The sequence below is a fragment of the Neotabrizicola shimadae genome (assembly GCF_019623905.1).
Taxonomy (GTDB): Bacteria; Pseudomonadota; Alphaproteobacteria; order Rhodobacterales; family Rhodobacteraceae; genus Neotabrizicola; species Neotabrizicola shimadae.
Genome location: NZ_CP069370.1, coordinates 1,941,341 through 1,959,530 on the forward strand (window position 1 = coordinate 1,941,341; position 18,190 = coordinate 1,959,530).

An 18,190-nucleotide genomic window follows, 5' to 3' on the forward strand; every position below is an offset into this window, starting at 1 on the left:
TCGGCTTTCGCCGCCGCGCCCTTGCGGGGCGTTCGTGGTCTGGACTGTCCCTTCGCCATGGCCCTTCGGCTTTAGGCGCCGCCCGTCCAGTCTCTACACCTTCCCCGGCGCCGTTCGGCAACCGGGGCTTGGCTCGGGATTGGCATGGGGGGTATCCCCCCGAAGCGTTCCCCGACTTTGAGCGGTTCTGCACCGGGGATTTCTCCCCGGGCACTCCAATTGAAGTCTGCTGCGTCTACCAGTTCCGCCACGTCCGCATGGCCCGTCTCCGGGCCGGCGTCGCCAGCATAGCGGCATGGGCGGCGAGCGGAAGGGGGCGGCGCGGCACCATCGCCGGTTGCGGCGCGGCCCCCGCTGGGGCAAGGTCGGGCAGAGATCCGAACGAGGTGTTCCCATGTCCCGCATCGCCCTTGCCGGCCTGCTGTTGTCTGCTGCCCTTCCCGCGCTGGCCCGCGACGTCTCGGGCGAAGTCGGCTATCTGCAGCGCATCGCGCTGGACCCGGGCGCGACGGTCGTTGTCGAATTGACCGGCCCGGGCGGGATGGTCGGCGAATACCGCGCGGCGACGGACGGCAAGCAGGTGCCCCTCCCCTTCTCGATCTCGACCGACGACGCTGGTCCCCTGTTCCTGCGGGCGGCGATCCTGGTGGGCGGCTCGCCCGAATGGGTTTCGGACATGGTGCCGGTGGATGCCGGCGACGCAGATGTGAACCTGGGTCTGATCCAGTTGAACGCCTTCATTCCGATGGGATTCTCCAGCCAGATGCGCTGCGGCGACACCGTGGTGGACGTGGGCTTTGTTGGCGACGAAGCGCGGCTGCGCGTGGGCGGCGTGGTCTATGAACTGCCGCAGGCCATCTCGGGCTCGGGCGCGCGTTACAGTGACGGCAAGACGCCCGAGACGATGATCTGGACGAAGGGCGACACAGCAATGGTGACGATCGAGGGCAAGGAACTGCCCGACTGCGTGGCCACAGCGGCGCCGGCGGCCCTGCCCTTCATTGCCCGCGGCAACGAGCCCGGCTGGGTGCTGAACGTCTCGGCCGAGGGGATGGTCCTGTCCACGCAGGATGGCACCGAGGTCCGCACCGCCCTGCCGCCCGCGAACCAGACCGAGGATGGCAGCGTCTTTGCCACCGAGCAAATGACCGTGACGGTCAGCCCGAAGCTATGCCGCGATACGATGGCCGGAATGGTCTATCCACTGACCGTTTCGGTCACAGCCGGCGAAAGCGAGCTGGCCGGATGCGGTGGTGATCCGGCCGAACTCCTGAAGGGCAATTGGGTGGTGCGGGCGATCGACGGCGGCCCGCTGCCCCCGGATGCAGAGGTCACGATGAGCTTTGCCGCAGGCAGCCTGTCGGGCAAGTCGGCCTGCAACCGGTATAACGCCGGCGTCACCCTCACGGGCGAAAGCTTGACCATTCAGCCCGGCGCGATGACAATGATGGCCTGCCCCGACCCGCTGATGGCAGTGGAACGCGGCTTCATGGATGCGCTGAAAGCCGTGACCAGCTTCGACTTCGACCAGGACTCGGGTGCGCTGGTGCTGATGGCGCAGGACCGAGCTGTGGTGACGGCGGTGCCCGCACCCTGACCCATTGCCGCGCTGCGGCGATTGACGGCGGCCGCGGCCCGGTCTCTTATGGCGCCGGGAGTTTGCATGGGGGTTTCCCTGATGAAGAAGGTTTACGGCAGCGCCGCCGAGGCGCTGGATGGTCTGCTGTTCGACGGCATGTTCATTGCCGCGGGCGGTTTTGGCCTGTGCGGGATTCCGGAGCTGCTGATTGCGGCCATCAAGGACGCCGGCACGAAGGATCTGACAATCGCGTCCAACAACGCGGGTGTGGACGACTTCGGTCTGGGCGTTCTGCTGGCGACGCGGCAGGTGAAGAAGATGATCTCGTCCTATGTGGGCGAGAATGCCGAATTCATGCGTCAGTACCTGTCGGGCGAACTGGAGCTGGAGTTCAACCCGCAAGGTACGCTGGCCGAGCGGATGCGGGCCGGCGGCGCCGGCATTCCCGGCTTCTACACCGCCACAGGCGTGGGCACGGTGATTGCCGAGGGCAAGGAGCACCACGTTTTCGACGGCCGGACCTATATCCTGGAACGCGGCATCGTGGCCGACCTGTCCATCGTCAAGGCCTGGAAGGCCGACCCGTCGGGCAACCTGGTGTTCCGCAAGACCGCGCGCAACTTCAATGTGCCGGCGGCGACCTGCGGCAAGGTCTGCGTGGTCGAGGTCGAGGAAATCGTGCCGCTTGGCAGCCTGGACCCCGACACGATCCACCTGCCGGGCATCTATGTGCACCGCATCATCCAGGGCCCTCACGAGAAGCGCATCGAACAGCGCACCGTCCGCAAGAAGGAGGCCGTGTGATGCCTTGGGATCGGAACCAGATGGCGGCGCGGGCCGCGCAGGAGCTGCGGGACGGCTGGTATGTGAACCTTGGCATCGGCATCCCGACGCTGGTGGCGAACTACATCCCCGAAGGCGTCTCGGTCACGCTGCAGTCGGAAAACGGGATGCTGGGCATGGGCCCCTTCCCCTTTGAGGGCGAAGAAGACCCGGACCTGATCAACGCGGGCAAGCAAACCATCACGGAACTGCCGCAAACCGCCTATTTCGACTCGGCACAAAGCTTCGCGATGATCCGCGGCGGCAAGATCGCCATGGCGATCCTGGGCGGCATGGAGGTTTCGGAAGAGGGCGACCTGGCGAACTGGATGATCCCCGGCAAGCTCGTGAAGGGCATGGGCGGGGCGATGGACCTGGTGGCGGGCGTCGGCCGTGTGGTGGTGGTGATGGACCACACCTCGAAGCATGGCGAATCGAAGGTGCTGCACAAGTGCACCCTTCCCTTGACCGGCAAGGGCGTGGTCAACCGCATCATCACCAACCTCGGCGTGCTGGACGTGGTGCCGGGCGGTTTGAAGATCGTGGAATGCGCCGATGGCGTGACCGAGGCAGAGCTGCGCGCGGCAACGGAGGCGACAATCGTTGGCTGATTTCGTGATCGAGAAGGAAATCAGCGGCTCGAAGGGCCGCTATGTCATCCGCACGGATGGCGAAGAGGCCGAGCTGACCTTCTCGATCACCACCCCGACATTGATCATTGCAGACCATACCGGGGTGCCGGACAGCTTTCGCGGCACGGGGGCGGGTCTCGCCCTCGTGACGCACCTAGTTCAGGATGCGCGGGAAAACGGTTTCAAGGTGATGCCGCTTTGCCCCTTCGTGAACGCGATGCGCAAACGTCACCCGGAATGGGCGGATGTCTTCTCGGTCTAGTTGCTGGCCGAGATGATCTTGAAGACGCAAGGGTCAGTCACGACCTCGGGCGGCGTGATGCACAGGCCAGAGGCGATCTGCCAGGCCGCCAGGACTTTCGGCACATAGTCGCGTGTCTCGGCATAGGGCGGAACGCCCTGGTTGGCCTGAACCGCGCCCTCGCCCGAGTTGTAGGCCGCCAGAACCATCAGCGGATCACGGTCGAAGGTCTTCATCAGCCAGTCCAGATAGGCGACCCCGCCCTTGATGTTCTGGACCGGGTCCTTCGAGTCAGACACGCCGAAGCGCGAGGCAGTGGCGGGGATCAACTGCATCAGCCCCGTGGCCCCGGCGCTGGATACGGCATCCGCCCGCCCCCCGCTTTCGACAGCCATGACTGCCAGCACCAGTGCCGGAGAGACCTCGGTGCCGATAGTGGCCTTCAGGATTTCGGTTCCCCAGTTGTCGGCCATTTGCTGCATCGTCTGCATCCGGGGTGAATGCACCGCAGCGCCGCCAGGTCCCTGCGACAGGGTCGCCAGCGCCAGCGGGAACCGGCCCGAGACGGCGCCAAGGGCCGTGGGGACGGTCTCCCAGAACCAGGCATAGTCGGACGAGACCGCCGGAGGACTGTCGGCAGGGCCCACACTGGGCGCAGCGGTATCTTCGGGCTTCGCCTCCGGCTCCGGTTCCTCCGGCTTCTTCTCGGGCAGCGCCATCAGCCGGGCCTGCTCTTCCGGGTCGATCTGGACGGTGATCCGCTTCGCCGTCGTGGCATCGGGCGGCTTGAGGCGCTTGAAGGTAAAGCTGTTCGCAGGAGACAAGGCCTCGCCCGAAACATGCCCGGGGAGGACCATCAGAAACGCCAGGGCTGTCATGCCTGCCAGGCGCCGCATCGCTGTACTGCTCGTTGTCTTTTTCGTTCTTCTTCATGTCAGTATGGCCGAAGAACCGCTTTCCTGGCGAGACAAAGCTGCGGCGTTCTCCCAATTCCTGCCGAAAACGACCCAAATGCCACGCCAAACTGGCCTCTGCCGCGGCGCGCTGCGGAGTTCCGCCAACTTTCTTTTTCTTGATTTCAGATGGTTGGACGATTTCGGCACTTAAACCTCAGGTTGACCGAAAATGCCCGAGTGGCTCCCAAGTCTCGCCACGATTGCATTGCCATATGAGCCCATACCGAACGGCAGCGGCAAGATGACAGCCAGCGCGGATGGCCGGACCGGTTGAAACGGACCAACTCCTGTAGGAAGGGACAACACCATGAAACTGCTGAACATCTTCAAGTCGTTCAAGTCCGAAGAGTCGGGCGCCGTGACCGTGGACTGGGTCGTGCTGACCGCCGCCATCGTCGGCCTCGGCATGGTCGTGATGGTCGCTGTCGGCGGCGGCATCCAGGGCCTGGGCAACTCCATCGTGGACGACCTGGGCGAGCGCGCTTCGGGCTACGAGAACCAGACCTCGAACTGATCCGCATATCGCAGGTCAAAGGCAAGGCCGCGTCCCGAAAGGGCGCGGCCTTCGCCGTTTCCGGCCGCTGATCCGCACCGTCCGGCGCCCCACCCTTTCCGCGCAAAGACCCTCAACTTTCCCCGGACGCGCCGCAATCGAGCCACTTTCGGACGGCTATCTGAGCCCAGATCGAACGGGACGACCGGAACAGAGGCCGGATCGAAGACCCCCCGGAGACGATCATCGAACCGAGCAACACTGATCCTGAGGGACAACACCATGAAACTGCTGAACATCTTCAAGTCGTTCAAGTCCGAAGAGTCGGGCGCCGTGACCGTGGACTGGGTCGTGCTGACCGCCGCCATCGTCGGCCTCGGCATGGTCGTGATGGTCGCTGTCGGCGGCGGCATCCAGGGCCTGGGCAACTCCATCGTGGACGACCTGGGCGAGCGCGCTTCGGGCTACGAGAACCAGACCTCGAACTGATCCGCATATCGCAGGTCAAAGGCAAGGCCGCGTCCCGAAAGGGCGCGGCCTTCGCCGTTTCCGGCCGCTGATCCGCACCGTCCGGCGCCCCACCCTTTCCGCGCAAAGACCCTCAACTTTCCCCGGACGCGCCGCAATCGAGCCACTTTCGGACGGCTATCTGAGCCCAGATCGAACGGGACGACCGGAACAGAGGCCGGATCGAAGACCCCCCGGAGACGATCATCGAACCGAGCAACACTGATCCTGAGGGACAACACCATGAAACTGCTGAACATCTTCAAGTCGTTCAAGTCCGAAGAGTCGGGCGCCGTGACCGTGGACTGGGTCGTGCTGACCGCCGCCATCGTCGGCCTCGGCATGGTCGTGATGGTCGCTGTCGGCGGCGGCATCCAGGGCCTGGGCAACTCCATCGTGGACGACCTGGGCGAGCGCGCTTCGGGCTACGAGAACCAGACCTCGAACTGATCCGCATATCGCAGGTCAAAGGCAAGGCCGCGTCCCGAAAGGGCGCGGCCTTCGCCGTTTCCGGCCGCTGATCCGCACCGTCCGGCGCCCCACCCTTTCCGCGCAAAGACCCTCAACTTTCCCCGGACGCGCCGCAATCGAGCCACTTTCGGACGGCTATCTGAGCCCAGATCGAACGGGACGACCGGAACAGAGGCCGGATCGAAGACCCCCCGGAGACGATCATCGAACCGAGCAACACTGATCCTGAGGGACAACACCATGAAACTGCTGAACATCTTCAAGTCGTTCAAGTCCGAAGAGTCGGGCGCCGTGACCGTGGACTGGGTCGTGCTGACCGCCGCCATCGTCGGCCTCGGCATGGTCGTGATGGTCGCCGTCGGCGGCGGCATCCAGGGCCTGGGCAACTCCATCGTGGACGACCTGGGCGAGCGCGCTTCGGGCTACGAGAACCAGACCTCGAACTGATCCGCACAACGCAGGTCACAGGCAAGGCCGCGTCCCGAAAGGGCGCGGCCTTCGCCATTTCCGGCAGCGGCGCACACCCCTGAGGGCCAGGCCGCGAAAAGCCCGTCTCCGGGGCCTGCAATGGCCCGACCCGCTCCGTATTCTCGCCACATTGCCGGTGTACCCCGGCTTCTGGGGCGAGGGTGCCCGCAGAAACTGCATGCGGCACGGACACGAAGGACGACGAGCATGACCACTGACCCGCAAAGGAACGTCCAGGCCAGTTTCTCGCTGGACGAGTCGGGCGCGATCACCGTCGACTGGGTGGTCCTAAGTGCCGCGGTCATCGGGTTGGGCATGGTGGTGTTGCTGCCCGTTGCGTTCTCGGCCGACAGTTCGGCCTCCGGGATCGCCAACTACATATCCAACCTCAAGGTGGGTTACGGCAACGACTGAGGATCGACCGCAGAAGAGGCGCTGCTGAACCGGTTCCAGGCATACAGGCAAAAGGAAACTGACGATGCGCATGGTATTCGCACTGGTCCTGATGGTGGGCGTCGCGCTTGCCGGCGCGGCCGTGTACATGGCACAGGGCTACATCAGCCAGACCCAGAACGCTCTGGCGCAGGAACGCGCGGCACGCGCGAAGGCGGGCCCGCTGGTCGAAGTCTTCGTGGTCAACAAGGACCGCAACTATGGCGACCCGCTGACTAAGGACGACGTACAGAAGATCTACTGGCCCGAGAACGCCCTGCCCAAGGACATTGCCCGGGACGAGGCTCTTCTGTTCCCCGAAGGCAATTCCGAGCCGCGCTTCGTCGCCCGTTCGATGGCAAAGTTCGAGCCGGTCCTCATGTCGAAAGTGACTGATCCCGGCGAACCGGCCGGCCTGAACGGCCAGTTGAAGGACGGCGAGCGGGCGTTTGCGATCCGTGTCGATGTGGCGAGTGGCGTGTCGGGCTTCCTGCAGCCCTCTGACTTTGTCGATGTCTACTGGACCGGCCCCGCCCCGGGCCAGCAAACCGACGTGACGCAGCTCATCGAAGGCTCCCTGCGGATCGTGGCGATCGACCAGCAAGCCAGCACCGACAATTCGGGCGGCGGTGCCGTCATCGCCCGGACAGTGACCGTTGCGGCCTCGCCGCAGCAGGTGGCGCGCCTGGCTCAAGCCCAGGCAACGGGTCGGATGGCCCTGTCGCTTGTCGGGTCCAGTGCCGATACTGCAACGTCGGTCGAAGTGAACGGCAAGAGCCTTCTTGGTATCGTCGATGCACAGGAGCCCGAACCGGCACCCGTGATCGCCGAAGCAAAGGTCTGCACGTTGAAGACCCGCAAGGGCGGCGAAGTACAGATCACCGAGATTCCCTGCACCAACTGACGCAGCGACAAGATCGTGCCGGGACCCCATCTATGGAGGTCCCGGCTTTCCTTTTCGCAACTATTCGCGCCTGTTGCAGGTTATCCACATAAAGAGCAGCGGACAACCGACTGATAGTTGCAAAAAAACGGCGCTTAGCGCAGGATGCACAAAAGAGCGGGCAAGAAGAACCCGCACCGAGGCGTGATCGAAAGGGCAGGTCACATGAGCATGCGTTTGCATTGGGCGGCGGGTCTGTTTGGCCTGGCGCTGGGACTTTCGCCCATGTCGCCGGCCATGGCGCAGAACCTGCGGGTCATGCAGGGGTCCGAGACAGCCCCTCTCAGCGTGCCAATGAACCGCGCCGTTGTGGTGGAAAGCGACATCCCCTTCGCCGAACTGTCCATCGCCAACCCCGGCATCGCCGACATCTCGACGCTGTCGGACAAGACGATCTACGTGCTGGGCAAGACGCCCGGGCGCACGACGCTGACCCTGCTTGGTCCGGACGGCAAGCTTATCTCCAACGTGGAGGTCCACGTCGCCCCCGACATCGCAGAGTTCAAGGAACGTCTGCGGCAGATCCTTCCGGGCGAAAACATCGAGGTCCGAACGGCCAACGACGGGATCGTGCTGTCAGGCACCGTGTCCTCGACCGCCAAGCTGGATCGCGCGCTTGACCTGGCCAACCGCTATGCGCCGGAGCGGGTGTCCAACCTGATGACGGTGGGCGGCACGCAGCAGGTGATGCTGAAGGTGCGCTTTGCCGAAATGCAACGTTCGGTCGCCAAGAACCTGTCATCCTCCATCGCGCTGCGCTCGACCGGCGGCGACGTCGGCGTAATCGGCGAAAGCGGAACCTGGCTGCAGGGTGACAACGACATCAGCAACTCCACCATCACGCCGCGCGACAATGTCGAGGGCGCTCTTGGCCTTGGCTTCACGGCCGGAAACCTGGAGTTCGCGGTTCTGCTGGAGGCGCTGGAATCCAAGGGCATGGTGCGCACGCTGGCGGAGCCGAACCTGACCGCCCTTTCTGGCCAGGAAGCAAGCTTCCTTGCCGGCGGCGAATACCCGATCCCGGTGGCGGGCGGTGATGGCACGATCGGCATTGAGTACAAGCCGTTTGGCGTGCAGCTTGGCTTCACTCCTGTGGTGGTCGATGGCAACATCATCAACCTGACGATCAACGCCGCCGTTTCGGCGATCGACTCCTCCATCACCATCCAGTCCGAGGGCTTCTCGGTCAACGCCTTCAAGGTGCGCGAAACGGCCACCACGGTCGAGATGCGCGACGGCGAGAGTTTCGCCATCGCCGGCCTGTTGCAGGATGACTTCCGCGACCTGAACGGACAGGTTCCCTGGCTGGGTGACATTCCGGTCCTGGGCACGCTGTTCCGCTCGGCCGACTATCAGCGCGCGCAAAGCGAACTGGTCATCATCGTGACTCCGCATCTGGTGAACCCGACGCGCGGCGAGGCCTTGGCCCTGCCGACGGACCGGGTCCGCATCCCGACCGAACGCGAGCTCTTCCTGTTCGGCAAGACTGCCGGGTCCAACACCGGAGCGGCGGGCGAAGTGGCCCGACAGGACTACAGCGGCTCCTACGGCTATGTGATGGAGTGATGCGGATGCGCTTCCTGCCTGTCTTCGCTGCACTCTCCATGACAACCCTCGCGGCTTGCGACATCCCTGCCGGGTCCCAGATCGACCAGGGACAGTTCGGCGGCGCGACCATGAACAATTCGCAGCTGATGCAGGGCGACATCTCTGCCGAACGTGCCCTGGGGCTGCGCTTCGCCAGCGAAGTCAACCCGACCGTGAACTTCGCGTTCGACTCGTCGGTTCTGACGCCTCAGGCCCAGGCGATCCTGCGGCAGCAGGCCAACTGGATCCGCCAGTTCCCCGAACTGAGGTTCCGGGTCTATGGCTTCACCGACAACGTGGGCACGAAGGAATACAACTATCAGCTTGGCCTGCGCCGGGCGAATGCGGTGGTTGCCTACTTCTCGCAACTTGGCATCTCTCGCTCGCGGCTCGAAGCGATCGTGTCCTACGGCAAGACGCGCCCGCTGATCCCGGTGCCTGGCCCGGAAATCCGCAACCGCCGCGCTGTCACCGAGGTCTCGGGCTTCGTGAAGGCCCAGCCGATCCCACTGAACGGCAAGTACGCGGAAATCGTCTTCCGCGAATACGTGGAAAGCGCCACCCGGCCGCATCCGCAAGTCGTCGAGATAGAAACCCAGGTCGATCCAGGCGGCAACTGATCATAGGGGAAGTGAAAGCCGACAGCCGCGTGCCCGCAGGGGCCGCGGCTGTTTCCGTCTTGGACGAAAATCAAAGATTCACGATCTTTCAGCCCAATTGTCGCCACCATTCCCGGTGAGTTTCGGCACCATGGCAACAGTCGCGCGGGATGAGCAGCCGCGCACGGTTCGCCGGTTCCGGGGGCTCTCACGCAAGGGTGGTCCCGTTCCGGGGGCCGTCTTTGAAAGGACGAACAGAGGCGATGACGAGCGTGGCAAATCTACAGCCGGACCCGGCGCCGATCGTGGCCTGTACGATCTCGCGCGATGTGCAGAACTTCGATCTTCTGATCGACGACATGGAACTCGAGCTCGGAGAAAGCTGGGGTGATCTGTCCTTCGACGATGCGATAACCTTCTTCGGCCAGCCCGATGCCGCATCGCTGGAGTTCGTCGCCGTCGCGGTGAATGCCGAAGATGAAAAGGATCTCGGCCGCATTGCCGAGATCATCAAGCAGGCGAAGGTGAAGGGCATCAAGGTCATCCTGATCGCCGATCAGGTGAGCCCGGTGGCACTGCACCAGCTTCTGCGCCTGGGGGCCGAGGACTTCGTGCCCTACCCCCTGCCGGACGGCGCCCTGCATGACGCAATCGAACGGATGCGCAAGACCCAGGCGGCGGCAGCGCCCGTTGTTGTGGCCACCCGCGACGGCCTGGTTGACGAGGAATTCTCGCACCCAAGCTTCAAGGCAAAGGGCGACCGTGACGGCGTTCTGCTGCCGGTCCATGGCCTCGCCGGTGGAACAGGCGCCACGACCTTCGCCGTGAACCTGGCCTGGGAACTCGCCGCGGTCATCAAGACCGATGCCCCGCGGGTCTGCCTGATCGACCTTGATTTCCAGTACGGCTCAGTTGCGACCTATCTCGACCTGCCACGCAAGGAAGTGGTGTTCGAGATGCTGACCGACATGGGCGCCGCCGACAGCGACAGCCTCCTTTCGGCGATGCTGACCTTCAACGACAAGCTGCATGTGCTGACGGCCCCGTCGGACATGCTTCCCCTCGACATCGTGGGGCCTGAAGAGATCGGCAAGCTTCTGGACATGGCGCAGGCGAATTTCGACTTTGTCGTGGTGGACATGCCTTCGACCATCGTGAACTGGACAGAGACCGTCCTGGCGCGCGCCCATGTCTACTTTGCGACCATGCAGTTGGATCTGCGCTCGGCCCAGAACGTGCTGCGCCTGATCCGTGCGCTGAAGGCCGAGGGCCTGCCGCATGAAAAGCTGCGCTATGTCCTGAACTATGCGCCAAAGTTCACCGATCTTTCGGCCAAGAGCCGGGTCAAGCGCATGGCCGAAAGCCTGGACATCGAAATAGAACTGCAACTGCCCGATGGCGGCGCCCAGGTCACCCAGGCCAACGATCACGGCCTGCCCCTGGCGGAATCCGCCGCCAAGAACCCGTTGCGCCGCGAGCTTCAGAAGCTGGCCAAGTCGCTTTTCGAACTGAACAAGGCCGTCGAAGCCGGCAAGGGCTGAGACGGATCGGGGGAAAACCATGTTCTCGCGCTTCAAGAAACCGGAGTCAGACGCCGCGCGCACTGCTACGACGGCCGCGGTCACCTCGCCCGCCCCCGCCGCAAAGCTTGCCGGCGCCGCGCCCCAGGCCTCTACCGGACAAGTTCGGCCGGTCCCTACTGCCGTGCCGAAGCCCTCGGCCGAGGTCATCGCAGCGGAAAAGGAAAAGAAGCGCAAGGAACGGCTGATGGAGCTGAAGGTCGAGCTGCACAAGCGGCTGCTCGACAACCTGAACCTCGCCGCGATCGAACACGCCTCGGAAGCGAGCCTCAAGCAGGAGATCGCCGCGATCTCGGCCGAGGCGCTGGACGAGATGTCCGTCTCGCTCAACTCGGCCGACCGCTCCACCCTGACGCAGGAGCTGTATGACGAGGTCATGGGCCTCGGGCCGCTGGAAAGCCTGCTCAAGGACGAAACCGTCAACGACATTCTGGTGAACGGACCGCAGCGGGTGTTCGTCGAACGGTCCGGACGGCTGGAACTGACCGACATCACGTTCAAGGACGAACGGCACCTCCTGCGGATCATCGACAAGATCGTGTCTGCTGTCGGCCGCCGTGTCGACGAATCGAACCCCTATTGCGACGCCCGCCTTGCCGACGGCAGCCGTTTCAACTGCATGGTGCCCCCGGTTGCCGTAGACGGCAGCCTTGTCTCGATCCGTAAGTTCAAGAAGGAAAAGCTGAAGGTCGACGACCTCGTGCGCTTCGGCGCCTTCACCGAGGAGATGGCCGCCTATCTGCAGGCTGCCGTCGCCTGCCGGCTGAACGTGATCGTTTCGGGCGGTACGGGTTCGGGCAAGACGACCACGCTGAACGCGCTGTCAAGCTTCATCGACAACCGCGAACGCGTTCTGACCATCGAGGACACGGCGGAACTGCAGCTCCAGCAGGTCCATGTCGGTCGGATGGAAAGCCGCCCGCCGAACGTTGAAGGCAAGGGCGCGGTGACGCAGCGAGACTGTCTGCGAAACGCGCTGCGGATGCGCCCCGACCGCATCATCGTGGGCGAAACCCGCGGCGAGGAAGTGATCGACATGCTGCAGGCCATGAACACCGGCCACGACGGCTCGATGACCACGATCCACGCCAACTCGGCCCGCGACGCAGTGAGCCGCCTGGAAAACATGATCGCCATGGCCGGCATCGAAATGCCGCTGAAGGCGGTGCGCGCCCAGATCGCCAGCGCCGTGAACCTGATCGTGCAGGCCAGCCGTCTGCAGGACGGCTCGCGCCGCATGATCTCGATCACCGAGATTACAGGGATGGAGGGCGAGGTCATCTCGATGCAGGAGGTGTTCCGCTATGAACGCCTGGGCATCGAACCTTCGGGCAAGATCATCGGTCGCTTCAATGCCACCGGCATTCGGTCGGCCTACTCGGAACGCTTCCGCCAGTGGGGCTACGACCTGCCGGCGTCGATCTACGAACCCATCGCGTAAGGCACTCCCATGCAGATCTCTGCGGCCCCCCTGATCTATGTCCTCATCTTCGTCGCGGTGATCCTGCTGGTCGAAGGCCTGTACCTGACCGTCTTCGGCAAGTCGATCAGCCTGAACAGCCGCGTCTCGCGGCGCCTGTCTCTTCTGGAAAAGAACGGAAACCGCGAGCAGGTTCTGGAACAGCTCCGCAAGGAAATGTCCCAGCACATGAACTCGATGGGGATTCCGCTCTACTCGATCCTCGCCACAAAGGCGCAACGGGCGAACATCGCCTTCTCGCCGAAACAGCTGGTGATGATCATGGGCGTGCTGTCCGTGGTGTCCTACTTCGGCCTGACGCTTGGGACAGAGGCGTCGACCCCGGTGCGCATGGTCGTGGCCCTCATCATGGGAGTGGGTGGCGTCTACACCTGGGTGGACCGCAAGGCCAAGAAACGCATGGCGCTTCTGGAAGAACAGCTTCCCGACGCGGTGGAACTCATGGTGCGCAGCCTGCGCGTCGGCCACCCCTTCTCGTCGGCCATCGCCATCGTGGCGAAGGAAGTTCCTGACCCCTTGGGCACCGAATTCGGCATGATCGCCGACGAAGCCGCCTACGGCCGGGACGTGGCCGACAGCCTGAAGGCCTTCGCAGAACGGATGGACAGCCAGGACCTGCGCTTCCTTGCCGTTGCCGTGACGATCCAGCAGCAATCGGGCGGCAACCTTGCCGAGATCCTCGAAGGTCTGGCCAAGGTGATCCGCGCGCGCTTCAAGCTGTTCCGCCGTGTGAAGGCCATCACGGCCGAGGCGAAATGGTCGGGCATGTTCCTGTCGGGCTTCCCGATCGCCGCGTTGATCATGATCAGCGTGATCCGCCCCGACTACTATGACGACGTGAAGGACACTCCCGCCTTCATCCCCGCGGCGCTCATCGTGGCCGTGTTCCTGATCGTCAATGTCATCTTCATGAAGATGATGGTCAACATCAAGGTTTGAGGCTGCCATGTCCTTCGTAGCAAACATCAGCCAGACCTTGACCGAGAAGTTCGGTCCGCTGGGGCCGATGATCGGGCTGCTGGCGGCCGGGCTTGCGCTGGTGGCCGTGGCCCTGGCGGTCATGCTGAAGAAGACGCCCGAGCCTTTTGACAAGCTCAAGGCGCAACGCCAGGTGCAGAACATCTCCAGCACCGAAGCCGCACCCTTGCGCCAGCGCGACCGCGCCGAAAAGCTGGAACGCTTCGCCTCCTTCCTGGAACCGCAGGATGCCGAACAGATGTCGGCCTCGCGGCTCAAGATGCTGCGCGCCGGCTACCGCGACAAGAACGCGGTCCGCCTGTTCCACTTTGCCCAGTTCACCCTGGGCATCGGGGCCCTCGCCATCGGCGTGATCTACAGCATGTTCCTTTCCTCCAGCCAGGAAGTGAACACGCAAGGTCTGATCCTCTCGACCCTGTTTCCCGGCGTCATGGGCTATTACCTGCCGCAGTACTGGGTGCAGCGCCGCGCTCAGACCCGGACGCAGGAAATCATCTCGGGCTTTCCCGATGCGCTCGACCTGATGCTGGTCTGTGTCGAAGCCGGCCAGTCGCTGGACCAGTCGATCATTCGCGTCGCAAAGGAAACCCGTGCAGGCTACCCGGCACTGGCCGACGAGTTCGAGATCGTCGCGAACGAAGTCAAGGCTGGCAAGGAACGGGTGCAGGTTCTGAAGGACATGTCCGAACGCGTCGGCATCGCGGACGTGTCCTCCTTCGTGACCACGCTGGTCCAGTCCGCCACCTTCGGCACCTCGATCGCCGAAGCCCTTCGCGTCTATTCGGCCGAAATGCGTGACAAGCGCGTGATGCGTGCCGAAGAGAAGGCGAACGTCTTGCCGACCAAACTTACTCTGGGCACAATGATGTTCACGGTGCCGCCCCTGATGATCATCCTGATCGGACCTTCGGTCTACGGCATCACGCAGACGCTCGGAGGCCAATGAACTTGACCCGCACGCCCCATCGGCAAACGACCGCAGCAGGCGGAGGGTGCTGAGATAGCCCTGCCCCGCCTGCCAGGGATGCGGCCTGCCGTCGCGATCCTTCTGCTTCTGGCCGCCTGTTCACCGGGCGGCCTTGGCCTTTCCGGCACGGGCGGCGGCCCGCCCGCCGCCGATGGCAGCCGGCGGGGCGAAAGCGGCATGGTGGTGGGCGACCGGCTCATGGCCTCGGGCGAATATGAACTTGCGCTGAAAGCCTATCTCCGCGCCGCCGCCGACGAAGGCATGACCTCGGATGTCCTGGCCTCCATCGGTTCGGCCAACCTTGCCCTCGGCAGGCTCAACCAGGCTGAACTGGCCCTGCGCCGTGCCGTCGACGAAGACCCCGAGAACATCCCTGCCCTGAACAACCTCGGCGTCGTGCTGATGAACGAGGACAAGCCCGGCGAGGCGCGGGTCTTCTTCCAGCGCGCCTATGCGCTGGACAGTGGCGCCACGGACTCCATTCGCGAAAATCTTCGCCTAGCTATCGCGCAGTCCGAGGGAACCGTGTATTCTGCTCCCGTAGAAGGCAAATCTCCCTCTGCCGTTGTGCGCGAACAGGACGGGTCCACCAATCTCGTCACCCTGTCCGATCTCTGACGGCTCTGGGTCGAGCAGTTCAAAAGGACGCGAAATGCGCCACCCCGTTCTACTTGCGCTGTGCATCGCAAGCACGGCACTGGCGGCCTGCCAGCGCAACAACGAGGCCGAGGTCAAGCGCGCCATCGACAGCGTGACCGAAGTCGATCAGGCGAACCTCAACGAAATCATGCTCACGGTCGGCGACCCGAACGAGGCCGTGACCTACTTCAAGGGCGCGGTCGCCGCAAATCCGCAAAGCATCGACACCAAGCGGATGCTGGCCAAGTCGCTGAACCGCGCAGGCAAGCCGACCGAGGCGGTCGTCGTCTGGACCGAAGTGGTGAACTCGCCCGACGGCACCAATGCCGACCGGGTCGAACTGGCAGGAACCTACATCCGGGTGAACAACTGGGATCAGGCAGCCGCCATGCTGAACCAGGTTCCGCCCACCTTCGAGACCTACGAACGCTATCGCTACGAGGCGATGGTGGCCGACAGCCAGAAGCAGTGGAAGAAGGCCGACAGCTTCTATGAAATCGCCGCCGGTCTGACGACCCAGCCTGCCGGCATCTACAACAACTGGGGCTTCTCGAAACTGACGCGCCAGGATTACAGCGGCGCCGAACGTCTGTTCCTTGAGTCGCTGACTTATGATCCAGGCCTGTTCACTGCGAAGAACAACCTGATCCTGGCGCGCGGCGCCCAAGGCAAATACGACATGCCGGTGATCCAGATGAGCCAGAAGGAGAACAGCGAACTGCTGTACACGCTGGCGCTGACGGCCATCAAGCGCGGCGACGTGAACGTGGGCAAGCAGCTTCTGCAACAGGCCATCGACACCAACCCGCAGTATTTCGAGGCGGCCGAGCGCAGCCTCGCCGCGTTGGACGGCTGAGGCGATGTCGGCCACGGCCGCCCTGATCTTCCTGCCCTTCGTACTGCCGATCTGCCTTTGGGTGGCTTGGTCGGACATGAAGTTCATGCGTATCCCGAACCTGGCCAACTACGCGCTGGCGCTGGTCTGGCTGGTGCTCGGGCTCTTCCTCGTGCCGCTGGCAGACTGGGCCTGGGGCATTGCCCTGGGTCTTGCCGTGCTGGTCGTCGGTTTCCTGGCCAACCTGACCCGTCTGGTCGGCGCGGGCGATGCCAAGTTCGCGGCGGCCATGGCGCCCTTCTTCCTCGGTACCCCCTGGAACGTCGTCTACATCCTGTTCGCCTCTTGCCTGCTGGGCGCCTTCGCGGCCCATCGCACGATGCGGGCCATGGGCGCGTTCCGCAGTGCCACGCCCGACTGGGCCAGCTGGACAGATGCCAAGTTCCCCATGGGCCTCGCCCTTGCCGGGGCGCTGGCGCTCAGCCTCATCGGACGCGCCGCGGGGATCGGCGCATGACGCCGCCCCGCTGCCGCAGCTTTGCCATCGACCTGCCGCACACTCCCGTCAGGATTGTCCCATGAACGCCATCGCGCCCCCCAATGTCCTTGCCCCACCCGCGCCGCGGACCCTGGCCGAGACCGGCCTTGGCCAGGTGATGATGCGGGACATCCTCTTGAAGACACTGTTCCGGATGAACCTCGAGCTCGTGTCCGAGATCAGCCGCGCCATCTGCCTGCCGGTGCCGCTAACCCAGGAGCTTGTGGACCTCGCCCGCACCCAGCGCCTTCTGGAAGCCACCGGCACCCTGCACGCGACATCCGGCAACGAGATGGGCTATCAGCTTACCGATGCCGGCAAGGCCCGCGCGCTGGATGCGCTCAGTCAGTCCGAATACTACGGCGCCATGCCCATCCCGCTGACGGATTACGCGGTGCAGATGAAGCGCCAGTCGGTGCGCGACATCCGCCTGACCCGCGACCAGTTGATCGGCGCCATGGGCCACCTGATCCTGCCGCCCGACCTGCTGGACCACCTCGGTCCCGCCGTCACCTCTGGCCGGTCGATCCTGATGTACGGCCCGCCCGGCAACGGCAAATCCTCCATCTCGAACGGCATCCGCGCCGCGCTTGGCGATCGCATCTATGTGCCGCGCGCCATCGAATATGCGGGCCAGGTCATCACGGTCTATGACCCCATCGTACACAGCCAGGCCGAAATGGCGGTGGACGACCCCAACAGCCTGCGCCGCACCTCGAACCGCTTCGACAACCGCTATGTGTTCTGCGAACGGCCTACGGTCATCACCGGGGGCGAACTCACGCTGGACATGCTGGACCTGAAGTACAACCCGGTGGCGCGCACCTATACTGCGCCGCTACAACTGAAGGCCTCGGGCGGCATCTTCATCGTCGACGACCTTGGCCGCCAGTCCGAGCCGCCGCAAAAGCTGGTGAACCGCTGGATCGTGCCGCTGGAAGAGGCGAAGGACATCCTCGCCCTGCAATCGGGCGAAAAGTTCACCGTGCCCTTCGACACGCTGGTAATCTTCTCGACCAACTTCCACCCGAACGAGATCTTCGACGGTGCCGCGCTGCGCCGCATCTTCTTCAAGATCAAGGTCGACGGCCCGAACCAGGAGATGTTCCTGAAGATCTTCGCCATGGTCGCGCGCAAGAAGAAGATGCCGCTGGACGAAAAGACCCTGCTGCACCTCCTGAAGGTCAAGTACCCGACCATCAGCAACAATTTCGCGAACTACCAGCCCACCTTCCTGATCGACCAGATGATTGCCATCTGCGAGTTCGAGGGCATCCCCTATCAGATGAGCCCGGAACTGGTCGATCGTGCCTGGGCCAACATGTTCGTCCGCGACGAGGCCATCGCACGCTGACCCTGTGCCCCGGCGCAGGCCGGGGCCCCGCGGCTGATCGACCCCGCCTCCGCAAGCGTGCCTTGACCGGCGCGCGACCGGGGCAGGCG

At 64.1% G+C, this 18,190-nt stretch carries 21 protein-coding genes; 20 read left to right on the forward strand and 1 reads right to left on the reverse strand.

Features of this window, described 5'->3' with window-relative positions:
* Positions 1-394 precede the first annotated feature (394 nt).
* The 4 genes from JO391_RS09335 (at position 395) to JO391_RS09350 (ending at position 3,295) form a co-directional block, all read left to right on the forward strand.
* Positions 395-1,597 (forward strand): META domain-containing protein, encoded by a 1,203-nt coding sequence (locus tag JO391_RS09335; RefSeq protein ID WP_220664266.1) that lies wholly within the window; start codon positions 395-397, stop codon positions 1,595-1,597.
* Between the two features lie 81 nt (positions 1,598-1,678).
* Positions 1,679-2,383, forward strand: coding sequence for a CoA transferase subunit A (locus JO391_RS09340; protein ID WP_220664510.1), 705 nt, complete (start codon positions 1,679-1,681; stop codon positions 2,381-2,383).
* Positions 2,383-3,012, forward strand: a complete 630-nt coding sequence (locus JO391_RS09345) for a CoA transferase subunit B (protein ID WP_220664267.1) — start codon at positions 2,383-2,385, stop codon at positions 3,010-3,012. Before JO391_RS09340 ends, JO391_RS09345 begins: the two co-directional genes overlap by 1 nt.
* Positions 3,005-3,295: a GNAT family N-acetyltransferase gene (locus JO391_RS09350; RefSeq protein WP_220664268.1), complete on the forward strand. Its 291-nt coding sequence runs from the start codon at positions 3,005-3,007 to the stop codon at positions 3,293-3,295. Before JO391_RS09345 ends, JO391_RS09350 begins: the two co-directional genes overlap by 8 nt.
* On the opposite strand, the gene JO391_RS09355 is transcribed toward JO391_RS09350, so the two are convergent.
* Positions 3,292-4,170 (reverse strand): lytic transglycosylase domain-containing protein, encoded by an 879-nt coding sequence (locus JO391_RS09355; protein WP_220664269.1) that lies wholly within the window; start codon positions 4,168-4,170, stop codon positions 3,292-3,294. The genes JO391_RS09350 and JO391_RS09355 overlap by 4 nt on opposite strands.
* Before the next feature lie 367 nt (positions 4,171-4,537).
* Here JO391_RS09355 and JO391_RS09360 point away from each other — a divergent pair, with 367 nt between their 5' ends.
* The 16 genes from JO391_RS09360 (at position 4,538) to JO391_RS09435 (ending at position 18,101) form a co-directional block, all read left to right on the forward strand.
* Positions 4,538-4,744: a pilus assembly protein gene (locus tag JO391_RS09360; protein ID WP_220664270.1), complete on the forward strand. Its 207-nt coding sequence runs from the start codon at positions 4,538-4,540 to the stop codon at positions 4,742-4,744.
* A gap of 261 nt (positions 4,745-5,005) precedes the next feature.
* Positions 5,006-5,212: a pilus assembly protein gene (locus JO391_RS09365; protein WP_220664270.1), complete on the forward strand. Its 207-nt coding sequence runs from the start codon at positions 5,006-5,008 to the stop codon at positions 5,210-5,212.
* A gap of 261 nt (positions 5,213-5,473) precedes the next feature.
* The gene (locus JO391_RS09370) at positions 5,474-5,680 is read left to right on the forward strand and encodes a pilus assembly protein (RefSeq protein ID WP_220664270.1); all 207 of its coding nucleotides are present in this window, start codon (positions 5,474-5,476) and stop codon (positions 5,678-5,680) included.
* 261 nt (positions 5,681-5,941) lie between these two features.
* Positions 5,942-6,148 (forward strand): pilus assembly protein, encoded by a 207-nt coding sequence (locus JO391_RS09375; RefSeq protein ID WP_220664270.1) that lies wholly within the window; start codon positions 5,942-5,944, stop codon positions 6,146-6,148.
* Positions 6,149-6,376: 228 nt separating this feature from the next.
* Positions 6,377-6,583 (forward strand): hypothetical protein, encoded by a 207-nt coding sequence (locus JO391_RS09380; RefSeq protein WP_220664271.1) that lies wholly within the window; start codon positions 6,377-6,379, stop codon positions 6,581-6,583.
* 64 nt (positions 6,584-6,647) lie between these two features.
* Entirely contained in the window at positions 6,648-7,505 is an 858-nt protein-coding gene (gene cpaB / locus JO391_RS09385; protein WP_220664272.1) for a Flp pilus assembly protein CpaB, read from the forward strand.
* A 204-nt stretch (positions 7,506-7,709) separates the two neighbouring features.
* Positions 7,710-9,110 carry a type II and III secretion system protein family protein gene (locus JO391_RS09390; protein WP_220664273.1) on the forward strand — a complete coding sequence of 467 codons (1,401 nt, stop codon included), beginning with the start codon at positions 7,710-7,712 and terminating at the stop codon, positions 9,108-9,110.
* Positions 9,110-9,751, forward strand: coding sequence for an OmpA family protein (locus JO391_RS09395; RefSeq protein WP_220664274.1), 642 nt, complete (start codon positions 9,110-9,112; stop codon positions 9,749-9,751). Before JO391_RS09390 ends, JO391_RS09395 begins: the two co-directional genes overlap by 1 nt.
* Positions 9,752-9,993: 242 nt before the next feature.
* Entirely contained in the window at positions 9,994-11,271 is a 1,278-nt protein-coding gene (locus JO391_RS09400) for a CpaE/TadZ family protein (RefSeq protein WP_220664275.1), read from the forward strand.
* A gap of 19 nt (positions 11,272-11,290) precedes the next feature.
* Positions 11,291-12,751, forward strand: coding sequence for a TadA family conjugal transfer-associated ATPase (locus JO391_RS09405; RefSeq protein ID WP_220664276.1), 1,461 nt, complete (start codon positions 11,291-11,293; stop codon positions 12,749-12,751).
* Between the two features lie 9 nt (positions 12,752-12,760).
* The gene (locus tag JO391_RS09410) at positions 12,761-13,729 is read left to right on the forward strand and encodes a type II secretion system F family protein (protein WP_220664277.1); all 969 of its coding nucleotides are present in this window, start codon (positions 12,761-12,763) and stop codon (positions 13,727-13,729) included.
* 7 nt (positions 13,730-13,736) lie between these two features.
* Positions 13,737-14,714: a type II secretion system F family protein gene (locus JO391_RS09415; protein ID WP_220664278.1), complete on the forward strand. Its 978-nt coding sequence runs from the start codon at positions 13,737-13,739 to the stop codon at positions 14,712-14,714.
* 78 nt (positions 14,715-14,792) lie between these two features.
* Positions 14,793-15,353 carry a tetratricopeptide repeat protein gene (locus tag JO391_RS09420; RefSeq protein WP_220664279.1) on the forward strand — a complete coding sequence of 187 codons (561 nt, stop codon included), beginning with the start codon at positions 14,793-14,795 and terminating at the stop codon, positions 15,351-15,353.
* Between the two features lie 34 nt (positions 15,354-15,387).
* The gene (locus JO391_RS09425) at positions 15,388-16,230 is read left to right on the forward strand and encodes a tetratricopeptide repeat protein (protein WP_220664280.1); all 843 of its coding nucleotides are present in this window, start codon (positions 15,388-15,390) and stop codon (positions 16,228-16,230) included.
* Between the two features lie 4 nt (positions 16,231-16,234).
* Positions 16,235-16,726, forward strand: coding sequence for a prepilin peptidase (locus JO391_RS09430; protein ID WP_220664281.1), 492 nt, complete (start codon positions 16,235-16,237; stop codon positions 16,724-16,726).
* A gap of 61 nt (positions 16,727-16,787) precedes the next feature.
* Entirely contained in the window at positions 16,788-18,101 is a 1,314-nt protein-coding gene (locus JO391_RS09435) for a DUF8689 domain-containing protein (protein WP_220664282.1), read from the forward strand.
* Positions 18,102-18,190 lie beyond the last annotated feature (89 nt).

Coding starts and splice junctions, on each gene's coding strand:
- JO391_RS09335 (WP_220664266.1), top strand. CDS start 395: ATGTCCCGCATCGCCCTTGCCGGCCTGCTGTTGTCTGCTGCCCTTCCC.
- JO391_RS09340 (WP_220664510.1), top strand. CDS start 1,679: ATGAAGAAGGTTTACGGCAGCGCCGCCGAGGCGCTGGATGGTCTGCTG.
- JO391_RS09345 (WP_220664267.1), top strand. CDS start 2,383: ATGCCTTGGGATCGGAACCAGATGGCGGCGCGGGCCGCGCAGGAGCTG.
- JO391_RS09355 (WP_220664269.1), bottom strand. CDS start 4,170: ATGCGGCGCCTGGCAGGCATGACAGCCCTGGCGTTTCTGATGGTCCTC.
- JO391_RS09360 (WP_220664270.1), top strand. CDS start 4,538: ATGAAACTGCTGAACATCTTCAAGTCGTTCAAGTCCGAAGAGTCGGGC.
- JO391_RS09365 (WP_220664270.1), top strand. CDS start 5,006: ATGAAACTGCTGAACATCTTCAAGTCGTTCAAGTCCGAAGAGTCGGGC.
- JO391_RS09370 (WP_220664270.1), top strand. CDS start 5,474: ATGAAACTGCTGAACATCTTCAAGTCGTTCAAGTCCGAAGAGTCGGGC.
- JO391_RS09375 (WP_220664270.1), top strand. CDS start 5,942: ATGAAACTGCTGAACATCTTCAAGTCGTTCAAGTCCGAAGAGTCGGGC.
- JO391_RS09380 (WP_220664271.1), top strand. CDS start 6,377: ATGACCACTGACCCGCAAAGGAACGTCCAGGCCAGTTTCTCGCTGGAC.
- cpaB (WP_220664272.1), top strand. CDS start 6,648: ATGCGCATGGTATTCGCACTGGTCCTGATGGTGGGCGTCGCGCTTGCC.
- JO391_RS09390 (WP_220664273.1), top strand. CDS start 7,710: ATGAGCATGCGTTTGCATTGGGCGGCGGGTCTGTTTGGCCTGGCGCTG.
- JO391_RS09395 (WP_220664274.1), top strand. CDS start 9,110: ATGCGGATGCGCTTCCTGCCTGTCTTCGCTGCACTCTCCATGACAACC.
- JO391_RS09400 (WP_220664275.1), top strand. CDS start 9,994: ATGACGAGCGTGGCAAATCTACAGCCGGACCCGGCGCCGATCGTGGCC.
- JO391_RS09405 (WP_220664276.1), top strand. CDS start 11,291: ATGTTCTCGCGCTTCAAGAAACCGGAGTCAGACGCCGCGCGCACTGCT.
- JO391_RS09410 (WP_220664277.1), top strand. CDS start 12,761: ATGCAGATCTCTGCGGCCCCCCTGATCTATGTCCTCATCTTCGTCGCG.
- JO391_RS09415 (WP_220664278.1), top strand. CDS start 13,737: ATGTCCTTCGTAGCAAACATCAGCCAGACCTTGACCGAGAAGTTCGGT.
- JO391_RS09420 (WP_220664279.1), top strand. CDS start 14,793: ATGCGGCCTGCCGTCGCGATCCTTCTGCTTCTGGCCGCCTGTTCACCG.
- JO391_RS09425 (WP_220664280.1), top strand. CDS start 15,388: ATGCGCCACCCCGTTCTACTTGCGCTGTGCATCGCAAGCACGGCACTG.
- JO391_RS09430 (WP_220664281.1), top strand. CDS start 16,235: ATGTCGGCCACGGCCGCCCTGATCTTCCTGCCCTTCGTACTGCCGATC.
- JO391_RS09435 (WP_220664282.1), top strand. CDS start 16,788: ATGAACGCCATCGCGCCCCCCAATGTCCTTGCCCCACCCGCGCCGCGG.